15 protein-coding genes are annotated in these 15,845 nt (G+C 72.8%); 5 read left to right on the top strand and 10 right to left on the bottom strand.

Annotated features, from left to right (window positions below; translation table 11 throughout):
- Positions 1 to 14: 14 nt before the first annotated feature.
- From OHV05_RS27355 to OHV05_RS27335, 5 genes are all read right to left on the bottom strand, one after another.
- Positions 15 to 1,286: a cytochrome P450 gene (locus OHV05_RS27355; RefSeq protein WP_405020014.1), complete on the bottom strand. Its 1,272-nt coding sequence runs from the start codon at positions 1,284 to 1,286 to the stop codon at positions 15 to 17.
- Between the two features lie 62 nt (positions 1,287 to 1,348).
- Positions 1,349 to 2,134 carry an EI24 domain-containing protein gene (locus OHV05_RS27350; protein WP_405020013.1) on the bottom strand — a complete coding sequence of 262 codons (786 nt, stop codon included), beginning with the start codon at positions 2,132 to 2,134 and terminating at the stop codon, positions 1,349 to 1,351.
- A gap of 27 nt (positions 2,135 to 2,161) precedes the next feature.
- On the bottom strand, positions 2,162 to 2,680 hold the full coding sequence (locus OHV05_RS27345) for a hypothetical protein (protein WP_405020012.1): 519 nt from the start codon (positions 2,678 to 2,680) through the stop codon (positions 2,162 to 2,164).
- Positions 2,681 to 2,785: 105 nt separating this feature from the next.
- Complete coding sequence (locus tag OHV05_RS27340) at positions 2,786 to 4,315, bottom strand: alkaline phosphatase (protein ID WP_405020011.1); 1,530 nt, start codon at positions 4,313 to 4,315, stop codon at positions 2,786 to 2,788.
- Positions 4,316 to 4,486: 171 nt separating this feature from the next.
- Positions 4,487 to 4,888, bottom strand: a complete 402-nt coding sequence (locus tag OHV05_RS27335; RefSeq protein WP_405020010.1) for a PPOX class F420-dependent oxidoreductase — start codon at positions 4,886 to 4,888, stop codon at positions 4,487 to 4,489.
- Between the two features lie 137 nt (positions 4,889 to 5,025).
- On the opposite strand from OHV05_RS27335, the gene OHV05_RS27330 reads away from it, so the two are divergent.
- Complete coding sequence (locus tag OHV05_RS27330; protein WP_405020009.1) at positions 5,026 to 5,514, top strand: cupin domain-containing protein; 489 nt, start codon at positions 5,026 to 5,028, stop codon at positions 5,512 to 5,514.
- 77 nt (positions 5,515 to 5,591) lie between these two features.
- Here OHV05_RS27330 and OHV05_RS27325 read toward each other — a convergent pair whose 3' ends face one another.
- Together OHV05_RS27325 and OHV05_RS27320 are read right to left on the bottom strand one after the other, a co-directional pair.
- Positions 5,592 to 7,139 (bottom strand): hypothetical protein, encoded by a 1,548-nt coding sequence (locus tag OHV05_RS27325; RefSeq protein WP_405020008.1) that lies wholly within the window; start codon positions 7,137 to 7,139, stop codon positions 5,592 to 5,594.
- A gap of 170 nt (positions 7,140 to 7,309) precedes the next feature.
- Complete coding sequence (locus OHV05_RS27320) at positions 7,310 to 8,737, bottom strand: lipase maturation factor family protein (RefSeq protein WP_405020007.1); 1,428 nt, start codon at positions 8,735 to 8,737, stop codon at positions 7,310 to 7,312.
- A 221-nt stretch (positions 8,738 to 8,958) separates the two neighbouring features.
- On the opposite strand from OHV05_RS27320, the gene OHV05_RS27315 reads away from it, so the two are divergent.
- Complete coding sequence (locus OHV05_RS27315) at positions 8,959 to 9,912, top strand: EamA family transporter (protein ID WP_405020006.1); 954 nt, start codon at positions 8,959 to 8,961, stop codon at positions 9,910 to 9,912.
- Between the two features lie 207 nt (positions 9,913 to 10,119).
- Entirely contained in the window at positions 10,120 to 11,202 is a 1,083-nt protein-coding gene (locus OHV05_RS27310) for a sugar ABC transporter substrate-binding protein (RefSeq protein WP_405020005.1), read from the top strand.
- A gap of 25 nt (positions 11,203 to 11,227) precedes the next feature.
- Here the strand turns inward: OHV05_RS27310 and OHV05_RS27305 are convergent, their stop codons facing one another.
- Positions 11,228 to 12,124 carry a DMT family transporter gene (locus tag OHV05_RS27305; protein ID WP_405020004.1) on the bottom strand — a complete coding sequence of 299 codons (897 nt, stop codon included), beginning with the start codon at positions 12,122 to 12,124 and terminating at the stop codon, positions 11,228 to 11,230.
- Here OHV05_RS27305 and OHV05_RS27300 point away from each other — a divergent pair.
- Positions 12,123 to 13,577 carry a PLP-dependent aminotransferase family protein gene (locus OHV05_RS27300; protein ID WP_405020003.1) on the top strand — a complete coding sequence of 485 codons (1,455 nt, stop codon included), beginning with the start codon at positions 12,123 to 12,125 and terminating at the stop codon, positions 13,575 to 13,577. The genes OHV05_RS27305 and OHV05_RS27300 overlap by 2 nt on opposite strands.
- Positions 13,578 to 13,587: 10 nt before the next feature.
- Positions 13,588 to 14,457, top strand: coding sequence for an Fpg/Nei family DNA glycosylase (locus tag OHV05_RS27295; RefSeq protein WP_405020002.1), 870 nt, complete (start codon positions 13,588 to 13,590; stop codon positions 14,455 to 14,457).
- A gap of 4 nt (positions 14,458 to 14,461) precedes the next feature.
- Here OHV05_RS27295 and OHV05_RS27290 read toward each other — a convergent pair whose 3' ends face one another.
- Together OHV05_RS27290 and OHV05_RS27285 are read right to left on the bottom strand one after the other, a co-directional pair.
- Positions 14,462 to 14,731 carry a putative quinol monooxygenase gene (locus OHV05_RS27290; protein WP_405020001.1) on the bottom strand — a complete coding sequence of 90 codons (270 nt, stop codon included), beginning with the start codon at positions 14,729 to 14,731 and terminating at the stop codon, positions 14,462 to 14,464.
- A gap of 10 nt (positions 14,732 to 14,741) precedes the next feature.
- On the bottom strand, positions 14,742 to 15,779 hold the full coding sequence (locus tag OHV05_RS27285; RefSeq protein WP_403039606.1) for an NAD(P)-dependent alcohol dehydrogenase: 1,038 nt from the start codon (positions 15,777 to 15,779) through the stop codon (positions 14,742 to 14,744).
- Positions 15,780 to 15,845: the final 66 nt, after the last annotated feature.

Genomic DNA, 15,845 nt, shown 5'->3' with positions numbered 1-15,845 from the left:
CGTAATCGAACTGATCAGCTCGACGGAACCGTGTATCCGAAGCGCAGCGCCCTGACCCGGTTGTCGAAGTTGGAGTGGATCAGCTCCGGCGCACCGATCGAGTGGACGTCGGGCAGCCGGGTGAGCAGTTCCCGGAACAGCACCCTCATCTCCTGGCGGGCCAGGTAGGCGCCCAGGCAGAAGTGCGGGCCGCCACCACCGAAGCCCAGGTGCGGGTTGGGCGAGCGGGTGATGTCGAAGGCGTCCGGGTCGGTGAAGACCGCCTCGTCCCGGTTGGCGGAGCCGAAGAACAGCACCACCTTCTCGCCCTTGGCCAGGTCGGTGCCGTTCAGCCGGTGGTCGACGGCGACGGTGCGGCGGAACTGGATGATCGGGGTCGAGTGCCGGACCATCTCCTCCACCGCGCCGCCCAGGTGGGTGTCCGGGTCGGCGAGCAACAGCGCGCGCTGGTCCGGGTGTTCGGTGAGCAGGTGCAGCCCGTGGGCGAGCGCGTTCCGGGTGGTCTCCACCCCGGCGACCAGCAGCAGCGAGAAAAAGGCGCCCAGCTCCCGGGAGTTGAGCCGGCGGCCGTCCACATCGGCGGTCACCAGCGCGGAGATCAGGTCGTCGGTCGGGCGGCGGCGGCGCTCCCGGCCGAGCGCGGCGATCACGCCCTGCATCCGGGCCAGTGCCCGAAGCCCCTTACCCGGGACCCGGATCCGGCTGCGGGCCACGCCGGTGTGCTCGGAGGCCCGGTTGATCTGGGCCAGGATGCGGTTCCGCTGCGGCTCGGGGATGCCCATCATGTTGCAGATCACCCGATAGGGCAGCTCGGCGGCCACCGCACTGACGAAGTCGGTGGGCCGGCGGGCGATCACCTCGTCCACCAACTCCCGGGCCACCGCCCGGATGTCGTCCTCGACCTTGGCGATCAGCCGGGGGGTGAAGGCCCGGGAGACGATCCGGCGCAGGTCGGCGTGCCGGGGGTCGTCCAGGTTCACCATCGAGTCGCCGAACAGGGTCCGTACCCAGCGCGCCGGTTCGGGTGTGGTGACGCCGGGGCCGCTGATGAACACCTCGGGCGTCCGACTGGCGGCCACCACGTCGGCGTGCCGGACCAGCGCGTGGAAGCCCTTGCCGGTGCGCAGGTCGGTGAAGTACACCGGGCCACCGAGCGAGCGCAGCCGGGCGAAGGCGGCGGCTCTCTCCGGTAGCGGGCGCCGCCAGAACTCCGGGTCCGCCAGGTCGATGCCGGTGGGAATTCCGAGGTCCGTCCGCCGTGAACCGATATCCGCCGTTGCGCTCATGTCGGCAGTTATCGTTCAGCCTCGGACGGAAAGTCAAATTCCCACCGGTGCATCGTATTTACCTACTGATAGGGCAATTCCGCTTCGTCGTCCTCCTCCGCCGGCTGCTCCTCGACCGGCGCCAGATCACGCGCCAGCAGGGTGGCGCCCGCGACCGCACCGGGCATCGCCAGCACGGTGACGAACGGAACGAGCATCAGCAGCATCAGCGGCATGCCGAAGCCGAGGGCCAGACCGAGCCGCCCGCGCAGCAGCCGCAGCCGCTCCCGCTGCGGGATGCCACGCCGCTGGAGGCCGACGGCGGTCAGTTCGGCCGCCATGAAGTAGCCGGAGACGGCGAGCGCGACCACCGGCACCACGGTCTGCCCGACCACCGGGACGAATCCGCAGAGGAACAGCACGATCCCGAACGCCAGCACCCGCACCAGCACGTACAGGCTGTCCCGGGCCGAGATCAGCAGCTCCCGCCAGAGCGGGAGTTCCGGCTTCGCCGGGGCGCCGCCCTCGGTCTCGTCCACCTGCTCGCAGAGCGACTCGTAGAAGGGCTGCCCGATCAGCAGCGTCGCCGCCGTGAAGGTCACCACCGAGAGCGCCACCCCGGAGCCGAGCAGGGCGACCAGCACCGCGCCCCGGACCAGGCCCTGCCACGGCGATCCCCAGTCGTCGGCGAACGGGGTGGCCCAGTCGGTGACGTCCCCCGACCAGACCACCAGGGCGGCCAGCGCCGCCACGTACCCGACCAGGGCGATCAGCGCCGGGATCATCCCGAAGCCCCACCAGCGCCCGTGCCGCGCCACCCACTTCTGACCCTTGAACAGATAGCCGAGCCCCGCCACAAAATCTCGCATGCGGGGAAGCCTACGATCCGCCGGCCACTACTCGTTGACCAGGACCGGCACCGTGAGCACCGCGCCGGCCGGGGTCCCGGTGACGCCGGTGGCGGGGACCGTGAAGTCGATGCCCGCGCCCTCGGCCCGGCGGTCGTCGTGGCTGGTACCGGTCGCCTCCTCCTCCTGGTACTGGAAGCTGCCGGAGCCCAGCAGCCGGCCGGCCGCGTCGTAGAAGGCCGCCCGCACCTCCAGCACCAGCACGTCGCTGACGTCCGAGGTGATGGCCAGGTGGCCGGTGACGGCGGTGGCCTGCGGGGCCAGGGCCAGGCCGGTGAACTTGATCCGGTCGGTGAACGGGCCCTCCTCCAGCCGGACTTGGCCGGCGGCCGCCGGACTGGCGAGGACGGCGGCCGGGGCGGGCGCCTCGCGCGGGGCAGGCAGCGCGACGGCGGCGACCGAGGGCGTCTGCACGGGGGCGTCGTCCGACGAGGCCGAGCAGCCGACCGCGAGGGTGAGGGCCAGGGCGGCGAGGGCGGCCGCCGCGGCGCGGGTGACGGGGTTCATGGCCAACTCCTGAGGCGGGTGCGGGGCCGGGAGGAGATCCTCCCGGCCCCGGTACGTGCACGACTGCCCGGCGCGGTGCTCCCGGACGTCGCTGCTGACGGTGGGTCAGTGCTGGTGGGGCGCCTTGCGGAACAGCGAGCGGTACATCTTGGTGTAGAGCTCGGTGTTGTCCTGGCTGGCGGCGAACGCCTCGCCGCCGGGGCCGTACGCGAAGATCGGCACGTCCGCGCCGGTGTGGTTACCGGACAGGTAGGTCAGCCAGAGGCTGGCCTGCGGGCTGCCGTCGACCACGCCGGCCGGGTCGTCCGGGGTCCGGAAGGTGGCCGGGGCGAAGTTCTTCGGGTCCTGCGAGCCGGTCCCGTTGACGATGCCGCCGGAGCGGGCCGGGTCCTTGACGTTGGCACCGGCCGAGCGGGCCGGGGTGCTGTTGTTGGCGGGGTTGCCCGGGTCGCTATTCACCGGCGGGGCGGCGGCCTCGGCGTTGGTGAAGCTGTTCTTCTCGATGATGTTGAAGCCGGCGCACTCGTGGTCGGCGGTGACGATCACCAGGGTGTGGCCGTCCTTCTTGGCGAAGTCGACCGCGGCGGCCACCGCGTCGTCGAACGCCTTGATCTCACCGAGCGTCTGGTCGGCGTCGTTGGCGTGCGAGCGCTTGTCGATCTGCGCGCCCTCGACCTGGAGCACGAAGCCCTTCGCGTCCCGGCGGCCGCTCAGCAGCGAGATCGACTTGCGGGTGAGGTCCGCCAGGGTCGGCTCCAGCTTCTCCGGCGCACCGGCGGGGAGCCCGGCCTTCGCCCGCTCGACCGTCAGGTTGCCCCGGTTGAACAGGCCGATGACCTTCTTGCCCTTGGCGGCGTCCAGGTCGGCCTTGGTGGCGACCTTCTGGCTGGCGGCCGTCTGCGCGGGCAGCGCCGGGTCGCCGAAGCTGCCCAGCACCTGGTAGCCCTGGGCCTTGAGCGCCTGCTGGTCGTCCGGCTCGAAGCGGGCCAGGCCGCCACCGAGGATCACGTCCGCCGTGCCGTTGCGGGCGATCTGCTCGGCGATCGGCGTGATCAGCGTGGCGTCGGAGGGCTTGGCCTCGTAGCTGCCGTCGGCGTTCTTCGGCAGGCAGGCGGCGTCCGAGTAGACCGGGCCCTGGCAGCCGCGCAGCAGCGCGTGGCTGAACTGCCCGGCCGGGGTGGCGTCGGTGATCTCGGCGGTCGACACGTTGCCCGTGGCGAAGCCGGCCGCGTGGGCCTGCTCCATCAGGGTGACGACCCGCTTCTCGTAGCTGTCGACGCCGAGCGCGGCGTTGTAGGTCTTCACGCCGGAGGACCAGGCGGTCGCCGAGCTGGCCGAGTCGGTGACCAGCGCGGGCTGCTTGCTGCCCTTCTCCACCGCGTAGGTGGACACGGCGCCGGTGTACGGCAGCCGCTCCATCGCCAGCTTCCCGGCCGCGCCGTAGAAGCGCTCCCGGCCGGCGGTGACGTGGGTACGCCCCATGCCGTCACCGAGCAGGTAGATCACGTTGCGGATCTGGTCCTGGTTGCCGTGCCGGCTCTCGTACGTCTCGGAACTGGCGGTGGCGGCAGTGCCACCCACCAGCGCACCGACCGCGAGAAGTACCGCGGAGGTCTGCCAAAGGCTGCGTCGCATGGAGCGATGTCTCCTCGAAGCGTCTTGACGCGCGCGGCCTTCACGCCATGCGCGGGCCCGGTTCACCCGGGCGTCGCCAAGCTAGGGGTGGCACATGAACGCACCCCCATGCCGGGGAGACCCCCGGTCGAACACTTCGACCAACCGGTGCGGCTCAGCCCTTGAGGATGCTCAGCCCTTGAGCGTGATGCGGATGCCGACGGTGCCGCGGTCACCGCGGCGGAGCTTGCTGCCGAGCAGGGTGACCACGCCGAGCAGGCCGTACTTGCGGCGCAGCAGGGTGCGGTAGGCGGCGGTCTGCTCGGCGGCGAGGATCTCGGCGGTGGCGGGGACCGGGTCGCCGGTCGGGTTGCCGCGCAGGTCACAGGGGCCGACCAGGACGTCGGCGCGGTTGCGGATGCGCTTGACCTTCCAGGAGTCGGTGACGGTCCAGATGCCGAGGGCGTTGCCGTCGCGCACCACCCAGACCGGGGTGGGGACGGGGGTGCCGTCCTTCTTGTACGTGGTCACCAGCAGGTAGCTCCCGGCGGCCAGGCTGCGGATACGTTCGAGCTGCTCGGGCGTCGCGTCCATGGCGGGAAGTGTACGGGCAACGACCGCACGCGAAGTGGCCCAAGGAAATGGCGGGCGAATGAACCGAACTGATGGGCCGCCAGCTCGGTAGATTACGGGTTGTCAAGACGAGCACAGCAGTTCGAGGGGAACGCACCATGTCCAACGCTCACGATGTCGTCCTGGTCCGCGCCGCCGACGCCGAGGTCCTGGCGGACGCACCGGGCAGCCTGATCACCCTGCTGGCCGACTCCGCACGGACCGGCGGCAAGGTCACCAGCAACCGGGCGACCTTCGAGAAGGGCGCGATCGGCGCTCCCCCGCACTTCCACACCCGGGCCACCGAGTTCTTCTTCGGCCTGGAGGGGCAGTTGGACGTCCTGATCGGCGACCGGATCGAGACCCTCGGCCGCGGCGACTTCCTGGCGGTGCCGCCCGGCACCCCGCACGCCTTCGCCCCGGCCGCCGACTCCACCGCCGACGTGCTGGTGGTGTTCACCCCCGGGATGGACCGCTTCGACTACTACCGCCTGCTCGACCGGGTGAACAAGGGCGAGGCGAGCGTGCAGGAGATCCGCGAGTCCGGGCAGCACTTCGACAACCACTACTTCGAGAGCCCGGTCTGGGCCGGGCGCGCCGCCCGCTGACGCCGGACGCCGAGGCGCCCCCGGACCTGTGTGGTCCGGGGGCGCCTCGGTCGGTCCCGGTGCTGACGGTGCCTCGGTCAGGCGCGGGCCTCGGCGACCGCCGGGGCGAGCGCCTCCTTGAGGCGGGGGCCGACCCGGGAGAAGCCGAGCTCCTTCACGGCGGCGCGGAGCAGCTCGTCCTCGCTGCGCTCGGTGCCGTCGCTGTCGATCCAGCGGATCAGGGCGGTCAGCTCGGCGGGCTCGTACGCGGTCACGGCGCGGCCGGCGGTGATGGCCGGCTTCTTCGGGCGGCGGGCCGGCTTCGACTCCGCGACGACCGGCTCCTCGACCACGGGCTCGGGCTCGACCTCAACCACGGGCTCGACCACGACCGTCGCCGCCTCGGGCTCGGTGACGGCGATTTCGGCCACGGCCTCGGGCTCGGGCTCGGGCTCGGGCTCGACGACAGGCTCGACCTCGGGCTCGACCTCAGGGGTCACCTCGGCCACGGGCTCGGGCTCGACCGCGGGCTCCGGGGTCACCTCAGCGACGACCTCGGGCTCGACCTCGGCCACGGGCTCCGGGGTCACCTCGACGACGACCTCAGGCTCGGCCACGACCTCGACCTCGGCCTCAAACTCGGGCTCGGCCTCGACGGCCGTCTCGACCACGGCCTCGGGCTCGACGACCGCGACCGCCGCCGCCTCCGGCTCGCGCGGACCGGCCGCCAGCGCGCTGATGGCCGCCGCCTCGGTGGCGGTGCCGTTCAGCCGGTCGTACGCCGCGAGTGCGGCGTCCCGGTCGGCCTGACGCTCCGCCAGCTCGGTGAGCAGCTCGGTAAGGCCACCGTCCGTCAGGACAGCGTGCAGTGCGCGGAGGGCGGGGAGCCGGTAGAGGGTGCCCTCGTCGGCGGCCAGGCGGTCGACCAGGTCGGCGAGTTCGGCCAGCGGCAGGGTGTCCAGGGACTGGCCGGGCAGCAGGGCGGACAGCGTCCGGACCGCCTGGCCGAGCTCCTCGACCGTCTGCGCGACGGCGGACAGCCCGGCGGCATCGGCCACCACGGGACGGCCGGCGGCACCGGCGGCGGCGCTCCAGTCGGACTGCGTCGCGGCCGCGGAGCGGACCGCGTCGAGCAGGTCGGCCCGGCGGGCCCGGCCGTCCAGCGCGAAGCTCTTGGCCTCGGCGCGCAGCGCCCGTCGGCGCCCCCAGCCGAGCTTCACGCCCTGCTCACGCCGCCAGCGCGCCGGGGCGAGAGCCGCGGTGAGCGCGTCCAGGTCGGCGTCGTAGACCTCGCGGCGCAGCGTGGCGGAGGTGCCCTGGGCACGCTGCAGGATAGCGGTGAGCCGGGTGAGTTCAGTCAGCGTGGCGGGCGTGGCGTCGGCGGCCGCGTCGCCGAGCAGCGCGGTGAGGCCGTCCCGGGTGGCGATCAGGTCGTGGCTGCGGAGCTCGGCCAGGGCGGTGGAGGCGGCGCGGGCGTCCTCGGAACTGGCGACGGCCTGCGCCGCGTACCAGGGGTTGGCCTCGGCGGTCAGGGTGAAACCGCCCAGTTCGGCGTAGCGGCCGAGATCCTCACGCGGGTCACCCACCGAGGAGGAAGATGCGTCCACCGCCGGGTTGTCGGCGTCGTTCAGATAGTTCACGGTCATGTGTGAAGTCCGGTTCGTGGCTGGGCGGACGGGGGGCGGTGGCGGCGGTGTGGTCCGCCGGCACGGGCGGGACTAGCGGAACGCCCGGTGCGGACGCCCAGGATACGGGTGGGCGTTCGAGCCGTGCACGCACCCGGTCGGGTTCGGGCCCGGCGCGCCGGACGTACCGTTCAGCGGGGATCACCTCGGACGACGGGACGGAAGTCGGACAGTCGCACCGGCGGCAGGTACTCACGCACCAGCGTGCGTTCCCACCACGCGCCGGTCGTACGCAGGGTGCGCCAGTCCGTGAAGCGATAACGGTAGAGCAGCGCACGGACGTGTTCGGGCGGCGCGTCCGGGAACGGGTTGTGCCGGAGCAGCCGCAGGGTGTCCCGGTCCCCGGCGAGCAGCCGGTGGACGAACGGCCTGAACCAGGGCCGCGCGTACGCCGGGGAGATCCCGGCGAACCACATCAGCCAGTCCAGCCGCAGGTGGTAGGGGGCGAACTGACGCGGCATCCGGTGCAGTTCGCCGGGTTTGCCATGGAATCCGTACTCCTGCCAGGCCGACCGCGCGGTCACCCGGCGGTCCGCGGTGCCCTGCACCACCACCTCCAGTCGGAGCCGGTTGACCGAGCCGAACGCGCCATAGGCGTTCACCAGGTGCAGCCGGTCGAACGAACGGTTCATCACCTGGTGGTGCGAGAACAGGTTCCGGGCAGGCCGGTAACTCAGCACCAGGACCAGCAGGGTGAAGGCCGCCACCAGGCCGAGGTACCAGGACGGCCCGGCCGCCGGGCTGCCCCCGCCGAGCGGCAGGACCGAGCAGGCCAGCGCGATGGTGAGCCAGTTCAGCCAGGCGAAGTTGCCGGACAGCACCAGCCAGAGCTGGGTCAGCACGATCAGCGCCGCACAGCCCCCGGCCACCGGCTGCGGCAGGAACAGGCCGATCGGGACCACCAGTTGGACCAGGTGGTTGGCCGCCGCCTCGACCTTGTGCAGCGGGGCGGGCAGGTGGTGGAAGAACCAGCTGAGCGGCCCGGGCATCGGCTGGGTCTCGTGGTGGTAGCGCAGGCAGGTCAGTTCACGCCAGCAGCGGTCGCCGCGGAGCTTGATCAGCCCGGCGCCGAACTCGACCCGGAACAGCAGCCAGCGGAGCAGCCAGAGCAGCGGCACGGCCGGGGCCACCTCGCCGTTGCCGAGGAAGCCGGCCAGCAGGCCGGACTCCAGCAGCAGGGACTCCCAGCCGAAGGCGTACCAGGTCTGGCCCACGTTGACGATCGAGAGGTAGAGCAGCCAGAGCAGGCCCCAGCCGAGCATCGCGGCCCAGAGCGGGACGAGTTCACCCGCGCCGGCCAGCAGGGCGGCGGCCAGCAGCGCGCCGGTCCGGGCGAGGGCCGCGAACGCCCGGTCCGAGTAGTGCCAGCGGAACAGGCTGGGCGCCTGCCGCCAGTCGGTCCGGGCGAGGAACCGGGGCACCGGCAGCATGCCGTGCTCGCCCAGCAGGGCCCGGAACTGCCGGGCGGCCGCCAGGAAGGCGAGCAAGTACACCGCGGCGACCAGCCGTTGGAACACCAGCCGACCCCACCAGTACTCGGGTGCCGCGAACCACTCCACGCCGGACCGCTCCTCCCACCGGGTCGCTCCTCCCCCGCCGGACCGTCCATGCCTACCACCGGAGCCGCCGGAACCGCCGGTGCCCGGACGACACCACCGGCGGGGTCAGCCACTCGGCCGACCCTGACGGCAAGTTGAGCGTGGTTGGCAGCAAAGGCGCTCGCGCGATCCGGCCCGATGTGGTGGCATTCGCCTGACAGCACCAAACTCGGGAGACACCCATGACCGCGCCTCAGCAGTCCCGCCGGCCGAAGACCCGACCGCCCCACGACTCCGTCCCCGGCGCCGGTCCGGGCCGGAGCACACCCGCCGTCTGGGGCGCGCTCGCCATCGTGTACGTGGTCTGGGGGTCCACCTACCTGGGCATCCGGATCGCGGTCGAGACCATGCCGCCGTTCCTCTCCGCCGCCGCCCGCTTCATCACCGCCGGGCTGCTGCTGGCCGGGCTGGTGGCCTGGCGGCAGGGCCCGGCCGCGTTGAAGGTGACCCGGCGTCAGCTCGCCTCGGCCGGGCTGGTCGGGCTGATGCTGCTGCTCGGCGGGAACGGCATGGTGGTGCTGGCCGAGCAGGACGTCCCGTCCGGGCTGGCCGCGCTGCTGGTCGCCACCGTGCCGCTCTGGCTGGTGCTGCTCCGGGCGGGCTCCGGGCAGCGGACCTCGAAGGCCGGGCTGGTCGGCGTGCTGCTGGGCCTGGCCGGGCTCGGGGTGCTGACGGTGCCGGGGCTGAGCGGTGACGTCAAGCTGGCCGGCGTGCTGCTGGTGATCGTCGGGACGCTCTCCTGGGCCGGTGGCTCCTTCCTCACCTCCCGGCTGCCGATGCCGAAGAACGTCTTCGCCACCAGCGCCTACGAGATGATCGTCGGCGGCCTGGGCTGCCTGGCGGTCGCCGCGCTCCGGGGCGAACCGCAGGCCCTGGACCTGGCCACCGTCTCCACCCGTTCCTGGGTCGCGCTGGCCGCGCTGGTGGTGTTCGGCTCGCTGGTCGCCTTCACCGCGTACGCCTGGCTGCTGCAGAACGCCCCGCTGCCGCTGGTCGCCACCTACGCCTACGTGAACCCGGTGGTGGCCGTCCTGCTGGGCTGGCTGATCCTGGCCGAACCGCTCAGCTGGCCGATCGTGCTGGGCGGCGCGATCGTGGTCGCCGCCGTCTGCCTGGTGGTGCGCAAGGAACGGTGATCGAACGTCAGCCGGGGGCCCGCCATTTTCTGAAGGCGGGCCCTTGGCATATACCGAGCAAAGGGGGACAGCTCGATTCGGGAAAGTAACGATTGGCATACCCGCGCCATCCCCATGGTTAAATTATTGACGTTACATCGGCTCGACAGCTTGACTCCCCCCGCTGCCGCAAAGCTGCGGCACGCAGTCAGGGAGGCACCACCCACCATGAACGCAACGCGCCGCACCCTCCTCGCCGCGGTCGCCGTGTCGATGACGCTGTCACTGGCCGCCTGTGGCCAGGACGGCACGCCGAGCTCCGACTCGACCGGCAGCAAGACCGTCGGTCTGCTGCTGCCGGAGCGCAGTTCGTCCACCCGGTACGAGACCTTCGACAAGCCGATGATCGAGTCGGCGATCACCGCCCTGTGCACCAAGTGCACCGTGGACTACGCCAACGCCGACGGCGACGAGACCCTCCAGCGGCAGCAGTTCGACCAGCTGCTGGGCAAGGGCGTCAAGGTGATCCTGCTCGACCCGGTGAACTCCAAGGTCACCGCGGACTGGGTCGACCAGGCCAACAAGCAGGGCGCGAAGGTGATCGCGTACGACCGGCTGGCGGCGGGCAAGGTGACCGCGTACGTCTCCTTCGACAACCAGCGCACCGGTGAGCTCCAGGGCGAGGCGCTGCTCCAGGCGCTCGGCCCGAAGGCCGCGCAGGCCACCGTGGCGATGATCAACGGCGCCGATTCCGACCCGAACGCCGCGATGTTCAAGGCCGGCGCGCACAAGGTGCTGGACGGCAAGGTCAAGCGGATCGGCTACGAGCAGTCCGGCGAGTGGAAGCCCGAGACCGCCGCCCAGAAGACCACCGAGGCGATCCAGAGCCTCGGCAAGGACAACATCCAGGCGGTCTACTCGGCCAACGACGGCATGGCCACCTCGATCATCGCCACCCTGAAGGCCGCCGGGATGAAGAACGTCCCGGTCGGCGGCCAGGACGCCTCGATCGACGCCGTCCGCCGCCTGCTGACGGGTGAGCAGGCGTACACCATCTACAAGCCGTACCGCCCGGAGGCCGACGCGGCCGCCAGCATCGCGGTCTACCTGCTCAAGGGCATCGGCATCACCTCGGTGGCCACCTCGGTGACCGACAGCGGCGGCGAGCAGATCCCCTCGATGCTGCTCAGCCCGATCGTGGTGACCAAGGCCAAGGTCGCCGACACCATCGTGGCCGGCGGCCTGTACACCGCCGAGGAGATCTGCGACGCCGCGCACGCGGCCGCCTGCGCGGACGCCGGGGTCAGGTAGCACCGACCGGGCCGACCGGCCCGTCTCAGCTGCGGGCCCGCTGGGTGACGGCGATGCAGGCGAGCACTCCGACCGCGGCCAGCGGGGCGGCCGGGGCCGGGGTCTCGCCAAGCAGCAGGACCGCCCAGCCGAGGGTCAGCAGCGGCTGGGCGAGCTGCAGTTGGCTGGCCTTCGGGATGCCGATCTCGGCCATCCCCCGGTACCAGAGCACGAAGCCGCCGAACTGCGAGACCGCCGCGATGTAGGCCAGCCCGGTCAGCGAACGGACCGTCAGCTGCATCGGCTCGAAGCTCACCGCGACGGCCGCGGTCACCACCATCACCGGCGCGGCCGCCAGCACGCCCCAGGCGATCACCTGCCAGCCGGGCAGCTCCCGGGCCAGTCGCCCGCCCTCGGCGTACCCGGCCGCGCAGACCGCCAGCGCACCGAGCAGGTAGAGGTCGGCCAGGGTCAGCGCCCCGCCGCTCTGTTGCAGGGTGAAGCCGAGCACCACCGCCGCCCCGGCCAGCGCGGCGTACCAGAAGGTCCGGGACGGGCGGTTGCCCGAGCGCCGCGCCGCGCAGCCGGCCGTGGCCAGCGGCAGCAGCCCGACCACCACGGCGGTGTGCGCGGTGGACGAGATCCCCAGCGCGAGCGTGGTGAGCAGCGGGAAGCCGAGCACACAGCCGCCCGCCACCACCAGCAGCCCGGGCCGGTGCCGGCGGGCGGGCAGCGGGGCCCGGGCCACGGTCAGCGCGATCGCGGCGACCACGGCCGCGAGCACCCCGCGCAGGCCGGTGGAGGTCCAGGGGCCGAAGCCGCCGAGCGACCAGACGGTGGCCGGGAAGCTGAGCGAGAAGGAGACCACGGCCAGCGCGGCCAGGGCCGTCCCACCGCCGACCGCTATCGTGCTGGATCGGATAGCGCTATTGTTCGCTGTCATGACCGAGCGTAGCAGTGTGGCCGAACTGGCCGCCATCCTCCGGGGCGAGCTGAACCGCTACTCACCACATGAGAAGCTGCCGTCCAGCCGGGCCCTGGTGGAGCGGCACCAGGTGAGCCCGGTGACCGTCTCCCGGGCGATCGCCGTACTGGTGGCGGAGGGCCTGGTGGTGTCCCGGCCGGGCGCGGGGGTGTACCGGGCCGAGCGGCGGGCCGCCCCGGCCCAGCCCGGGGACGTCTCCTGGCAGGAGCTGGCGCTGAGCGCCGAGACCTTCGGCGGGCAGGACCGGCGCACCGACGCCAGCGGGGTGCTCGGCGCCCTCGCCATGCAGCCCGCCGACGTGCTGGACCTGAACAGCGGCTACCTGCACCCCTCGCTCCAGCCCGAGCGGGCGCTGGCCGCCGCGCTGGCCAGGGCCGGGCGGCGGCCGGGCGCCTGGGGCCGTCCGCCGGTGGCCGGACTGCCCGAGCTACGGGCCTGGTTCGCCCGCGAGATCGGCGGCCCCGACGGCACGCTGAGCGCCTCGGACGTGCTGGTCACGGCGGGCGGGCAGGGCGGGCTGAGCACCGCGCTGCGTTCGCTGGTCGCCCCCGGCGCGCCGGTGCTGGTGGAGTCCCCGAGCTACCCGGGCATCCTGGCGGTGGCCCGGGGAGCCGGGCTGCGGCCGGTCCCGGTGCCGGTCGACCAGGACGGGGTACGGACCGACCTGCTGGCCGAGGCTTTCGCCGCGACCCGGGCCAGGGCCTTCGTCTGCCAGCCGCTGTTCCACAACCCGACCGGCGCGGTGCTCTCCGCCGAGCGGCGGCCCGAGGTGCTGCGGATCGCCCGGGCGGCCGGGGCATTCGTGGTGGAGGACGACTTCGCCCGGCTGCTGGTGCACGCCGACGCCCCGCCGGCGGCCCCGGCGCTGGCGGCGGACGACCCGGACGGGGTGGTGGTGCACGTCCGCTCGCTGACCAAGGCCACCTCGCCGAGCCTGCGGATCGGCGGGCTGACCGCCCGCGGCCCGGCCTTCGAGCGGCTGCGGGCGATGCAGGCGGTGGACAGCTTCTTCGTCCCCCGGCCGCTCCAGGAGACCGCCCTCGAACTGGTCGGCTCGCCCTCCTGGGCCCGCCAACTCCGGGACATCTCGGCCGCCCTGGCGGAGCGTCGGCGGTCGGCGGTCTCCACGCTGGCCCGGCTGCGGCCGGAGCTGCTCGGCGAGCGGATCCCGACCGGCGGCTACCACCTCTGGCTGCGGCTGCCGGACGGCACCGACGACCGCGAACTGGTCGCCGCCGCCCGCCGCAACGGGGTGGCGGTCACCCCGGGCCGCCCGTACTTCGCCGCCGAGCCGCCCGCCCCGCACCTGCGGCTCAGCTACGCCGCCTCCCGCAACCTCGCCGACCTCACCGAGGGCATCACCCGGCTGGCCCGCACCATGGAAGAACGGCCCGCTCCTGGCAGTGCCTAGACTGGGTGGTATGCCCGAATTGCCGGAAGTTCAGGCGCTCGCCGAACGGATCGCCGAGGCGTCCGAGGGACGGACCGTCGAGCGGGTGGACGTGCTGTCGATCCAGGTGCTGAAGACCTTCGACCCGCCGGTGACCGCCCTGCACGGACAGCCCGTCAGCTCGGTCACCCGGCACGGGAAGTTCCTCGACCTGCTGGCCGGGGACGGCCCGCACCTGGTGCTGCACCTGGCCAGGGCGGGCTGGATCAGGCACCGCGCCGCCTTCGCCGACCGCCCGGGCGGCGCCCGCCCCGGCCGGGGCCCGGGGGCGCTGCGGCTGGTGCTGGACGACGGTTCCGGGTTCGACGTCACCGAGCAGGGCACCACCAAACGGCTGGCCGCCTACGTGGTGACCGACCCTCAGCTGGTGCCCGGCGTCGCCCGGCTCGGGCCGGACCCGCTCGGCCCGGAGTTCACCGAGCAGCGGCTGGCCGAGCTGGCGGCCGCGCAGCGCCACCGGCTGAAGACCTTCCTCACCGACCAGACCGGGCTGGCCGGCATCGGCAACGCCTACTCCGACGAGATCCTGCACGAGGCCCGGCTCTCCCCGTACGCGCTGGCCCCGGCGCTGGACCGGGAGCAGCTCGGGCGGCTGTACACCGCCACCCGGCAGGTGCTGGGCTCGGCGGTCGAGCGGGCCCGCGCCACCACCGCCGACGCGCTCAAGGCGGAGAAGAAGGCGGGCCTGGCGGTGCACGGCCGGGCCGGCGAACGCTGCCCGCGCTGCGGGGACACCGTCCGCTCGGTGAACTTCGCCGACTCCTCGCTGCAGTACTGCCCGAGCTGCCAGACCGGCGGCCGGGTGCTGGCCGACCGCCGGTTGTCCAGACTGCTCAAGTGACGGCTCAACTCACCGTCAGGCAGCGGACGGTGGCGGGGCGGGCGAGCAGCTCCGCAAGCTGCCCGAGCCGCGTCGGCCGGTGGCGGCGCCAGCCGGCCAACGAGGTCCACTGCTCCACCGTCAGCATCCGGTCCCGGCAGTTCGGGTCGATGTAGAGCTCGAAGGCCAGGCAGCCGGGCAGCTCGGCGGCCGGTTCCAACTGGGCCTCCAGCTCCGTCCTCAGCTCGTCCTGCCGACCCGGGGCGGCCTCGTACCCGACCAGTACGGTGAGCACTCGGGCACCGTCAGAACGTGCCGGTGTCGATGACGAAGCGGTACCGCACGTCGCTGGCCAGCACCCGGGCGTACGCCTCGTTGATCTGGTCCACCGCGATGGTCTCGATCTCCGCGCCGAGGCCGTGCCGGGCGCAGAAGTCCAGCATCTCCTGGGTCTCCCGGATGCCGCCGATCATCGAGCCTGCCAGCTGCTTGCGGCCGCCGATCAGCGAGAACATGTTGACCGGGGCGGGCTCGGCCGGGGCGCCGACGTTGACCAGGGTGCCGCCGGTGCGGAGCAGGCCGAGGTAGTCGTCCAGCGGCAGGTTGGCCGAGACGGTGTTCACGATCAGGTCGAAGGTGCCGGCCAGCTCGGTGAAGGTGGCCGGGTCGGCGGTGGCGTGGAAGTGGTCCGCGCCCAGCCGCAGGCCGTCCTCCTGCTTGCGCAGCGACTGGCTGAGCACGGTGACCTCGGCGCCCATCGCGTGGGCGATCTTGACGCCCATGTGCCCGAGACCGCCCAGGCCGACGATGGCGACCTTCTTGCCCGGGCCGGCCTCCCAGTGGCTGAGCGGCGAGTAGAGGGTGATCCCGGCGCAGAGCAGCGGAGCGGCCTCGGCCAGGCCGATGCCCTCCGGGATGCCCAGCACGTAGTTCTCGTCCACCACGACGTGGGTGCTGTAGCCACCGTAGGTCGGCTGCCCGTCCGGGCCCGCCGGGTAGGTGAAGGTCAGCCCGCCGGTGCAGTACTGCTCGTGCCCGGCCAGGCAGTTGTCGCACTCCCGGCAGGAGTCCACGAAGCAGCCGACCCCGACCCGGTCGCCGACCGCGTACCGGGTGACCCCGGGGCCGACCTCGGAGACCACGCCCGCGATCTCGTGGCCCGGCACCATCGGGAACGGGGCCTGGCCCCAGTCCTCGTTGACCTGGTGGATGTCGGAGTGGCAGATGCCGGAGAACTTGATGTCGATCAGGACGTCGTGCTCGCCGACCGGGCGGCGCGGCACGGTGATGCGCTCCAGTGGGGCCTTCGGGGCGGGGGCGGCGTAGGCGGCGACGGTGGTGATGCTCATGAGCGGTGCCTTTCGGTCCGGCGTGCTGTCAGAACAGATCCTGCCGGGGCCCGGGCGGGT

Source organism: Kitasatospora sp. NBC_00070 (assembly GCF_045041205.1).
GTDB lineage: Bacteria > Actinomycetota > Actinomycetes > Streptomycetales > Streptomycetaceae > Kitasatospora.
The sequence above is the reverse complement of the archived record's forward strand: the minus strand, read 5'-3'. Positions and strand labels throughout refer to the sequence as shown.

What these genes read in the sequence shown, in the direction of transcription:
- OHV05_RS27355 (WP_405020014.1), bottom strand. Translation starts at nt 1,286, where the DNA reads ATGAGCGCAACGGCGGATATCGGTTCACGGCGGACGGACCTCGGAATT.
- OHV05_RS27350 (WP_405020013.1), bottom strand. Translation starts at nt 2,134, where the DNA reads ATGCGAGATTTTGTGGCGGGGCTCGGCTATCTGTTCAAGGGTCAGAAG.
- OHV05_RS27345 (WP_405020012.1), bottom strand. Translation starts at nt 2,680, where the DNA reads ATGAACCCCGTCACCCGCGCCGCGGCGGCCGCCCTCGCCGCCCTGGCC.
- OHV05_RS27340 (WP_405020011.1), bottom strand. Translation starts at nt 4,315, where the DNA reads ATGCGACGCAGCCTTTGGCAGACCTCCGCGGTACTTCTCGCGGTCGGT.
- OHV05_RS27335 (WP_405020010.1), bottom strand. Translation starts at nt 4,888, where the DNA reads ATGGACGCGACGCCCGAGCAGCTCGAACGTATCCGCAGCCTGGCCGCC.
- OHV05_RS27330 (WP_405020009.1), top strand. Translation starts at nt 5,026, where the DNA reads ATGTCCAACGCTCACGATGTCGTCCTGGTCCGCGCCGCCGACGCCGAG.
- OHV05_RS27325 (WP_405020008.1), bottom strand. Translation starts at nt 7,139, where the DNA reads ATGACCGTGAACTATCTGAACGACGCCGACAACCCGGCGGTGGACGCA.
- OHV05_RS27315 (WP_405020006.1), top strand. Translation starts at nt 8,959, where the DNA reads ATGACCGCGCCTCAGCAGTCCCGCCGGCCGAAGACCCGACCGCCCCAC.
- OHV05_RS27310 (WP_405020005.1), top strand. Translation starts at nt 10,120, where the DNA reads ATGAACGCAACGCGCCGCACCCTCCTCGCCGCGGTCGCCGTGTCGATG.
- OHV05_RS27300 (WP_405020003.1), top strand. Translation starts at nt 12,123, where the DNA reads ATGACCGAGCGTAGCAGTGTGGCCGAACTGGCCGCCATCCTCCGGGGC.
- OHV05_RS27305 (WP_405020004.1), bottom strand. Translation starts at nt 12,124, where the DNA reads ATGACAGCGAACAATAGCGCTATCCGATCCAGCACGATAGCGGTCGGC.
- OHV05_RS27295 (WP_405020002.1), top strand. Translation starts at nt 13,588, where the DNA reads ATGCCCGAATTGCCGGAAGTTCAGGCGCTCGCCGAACGGATCGCCGAG.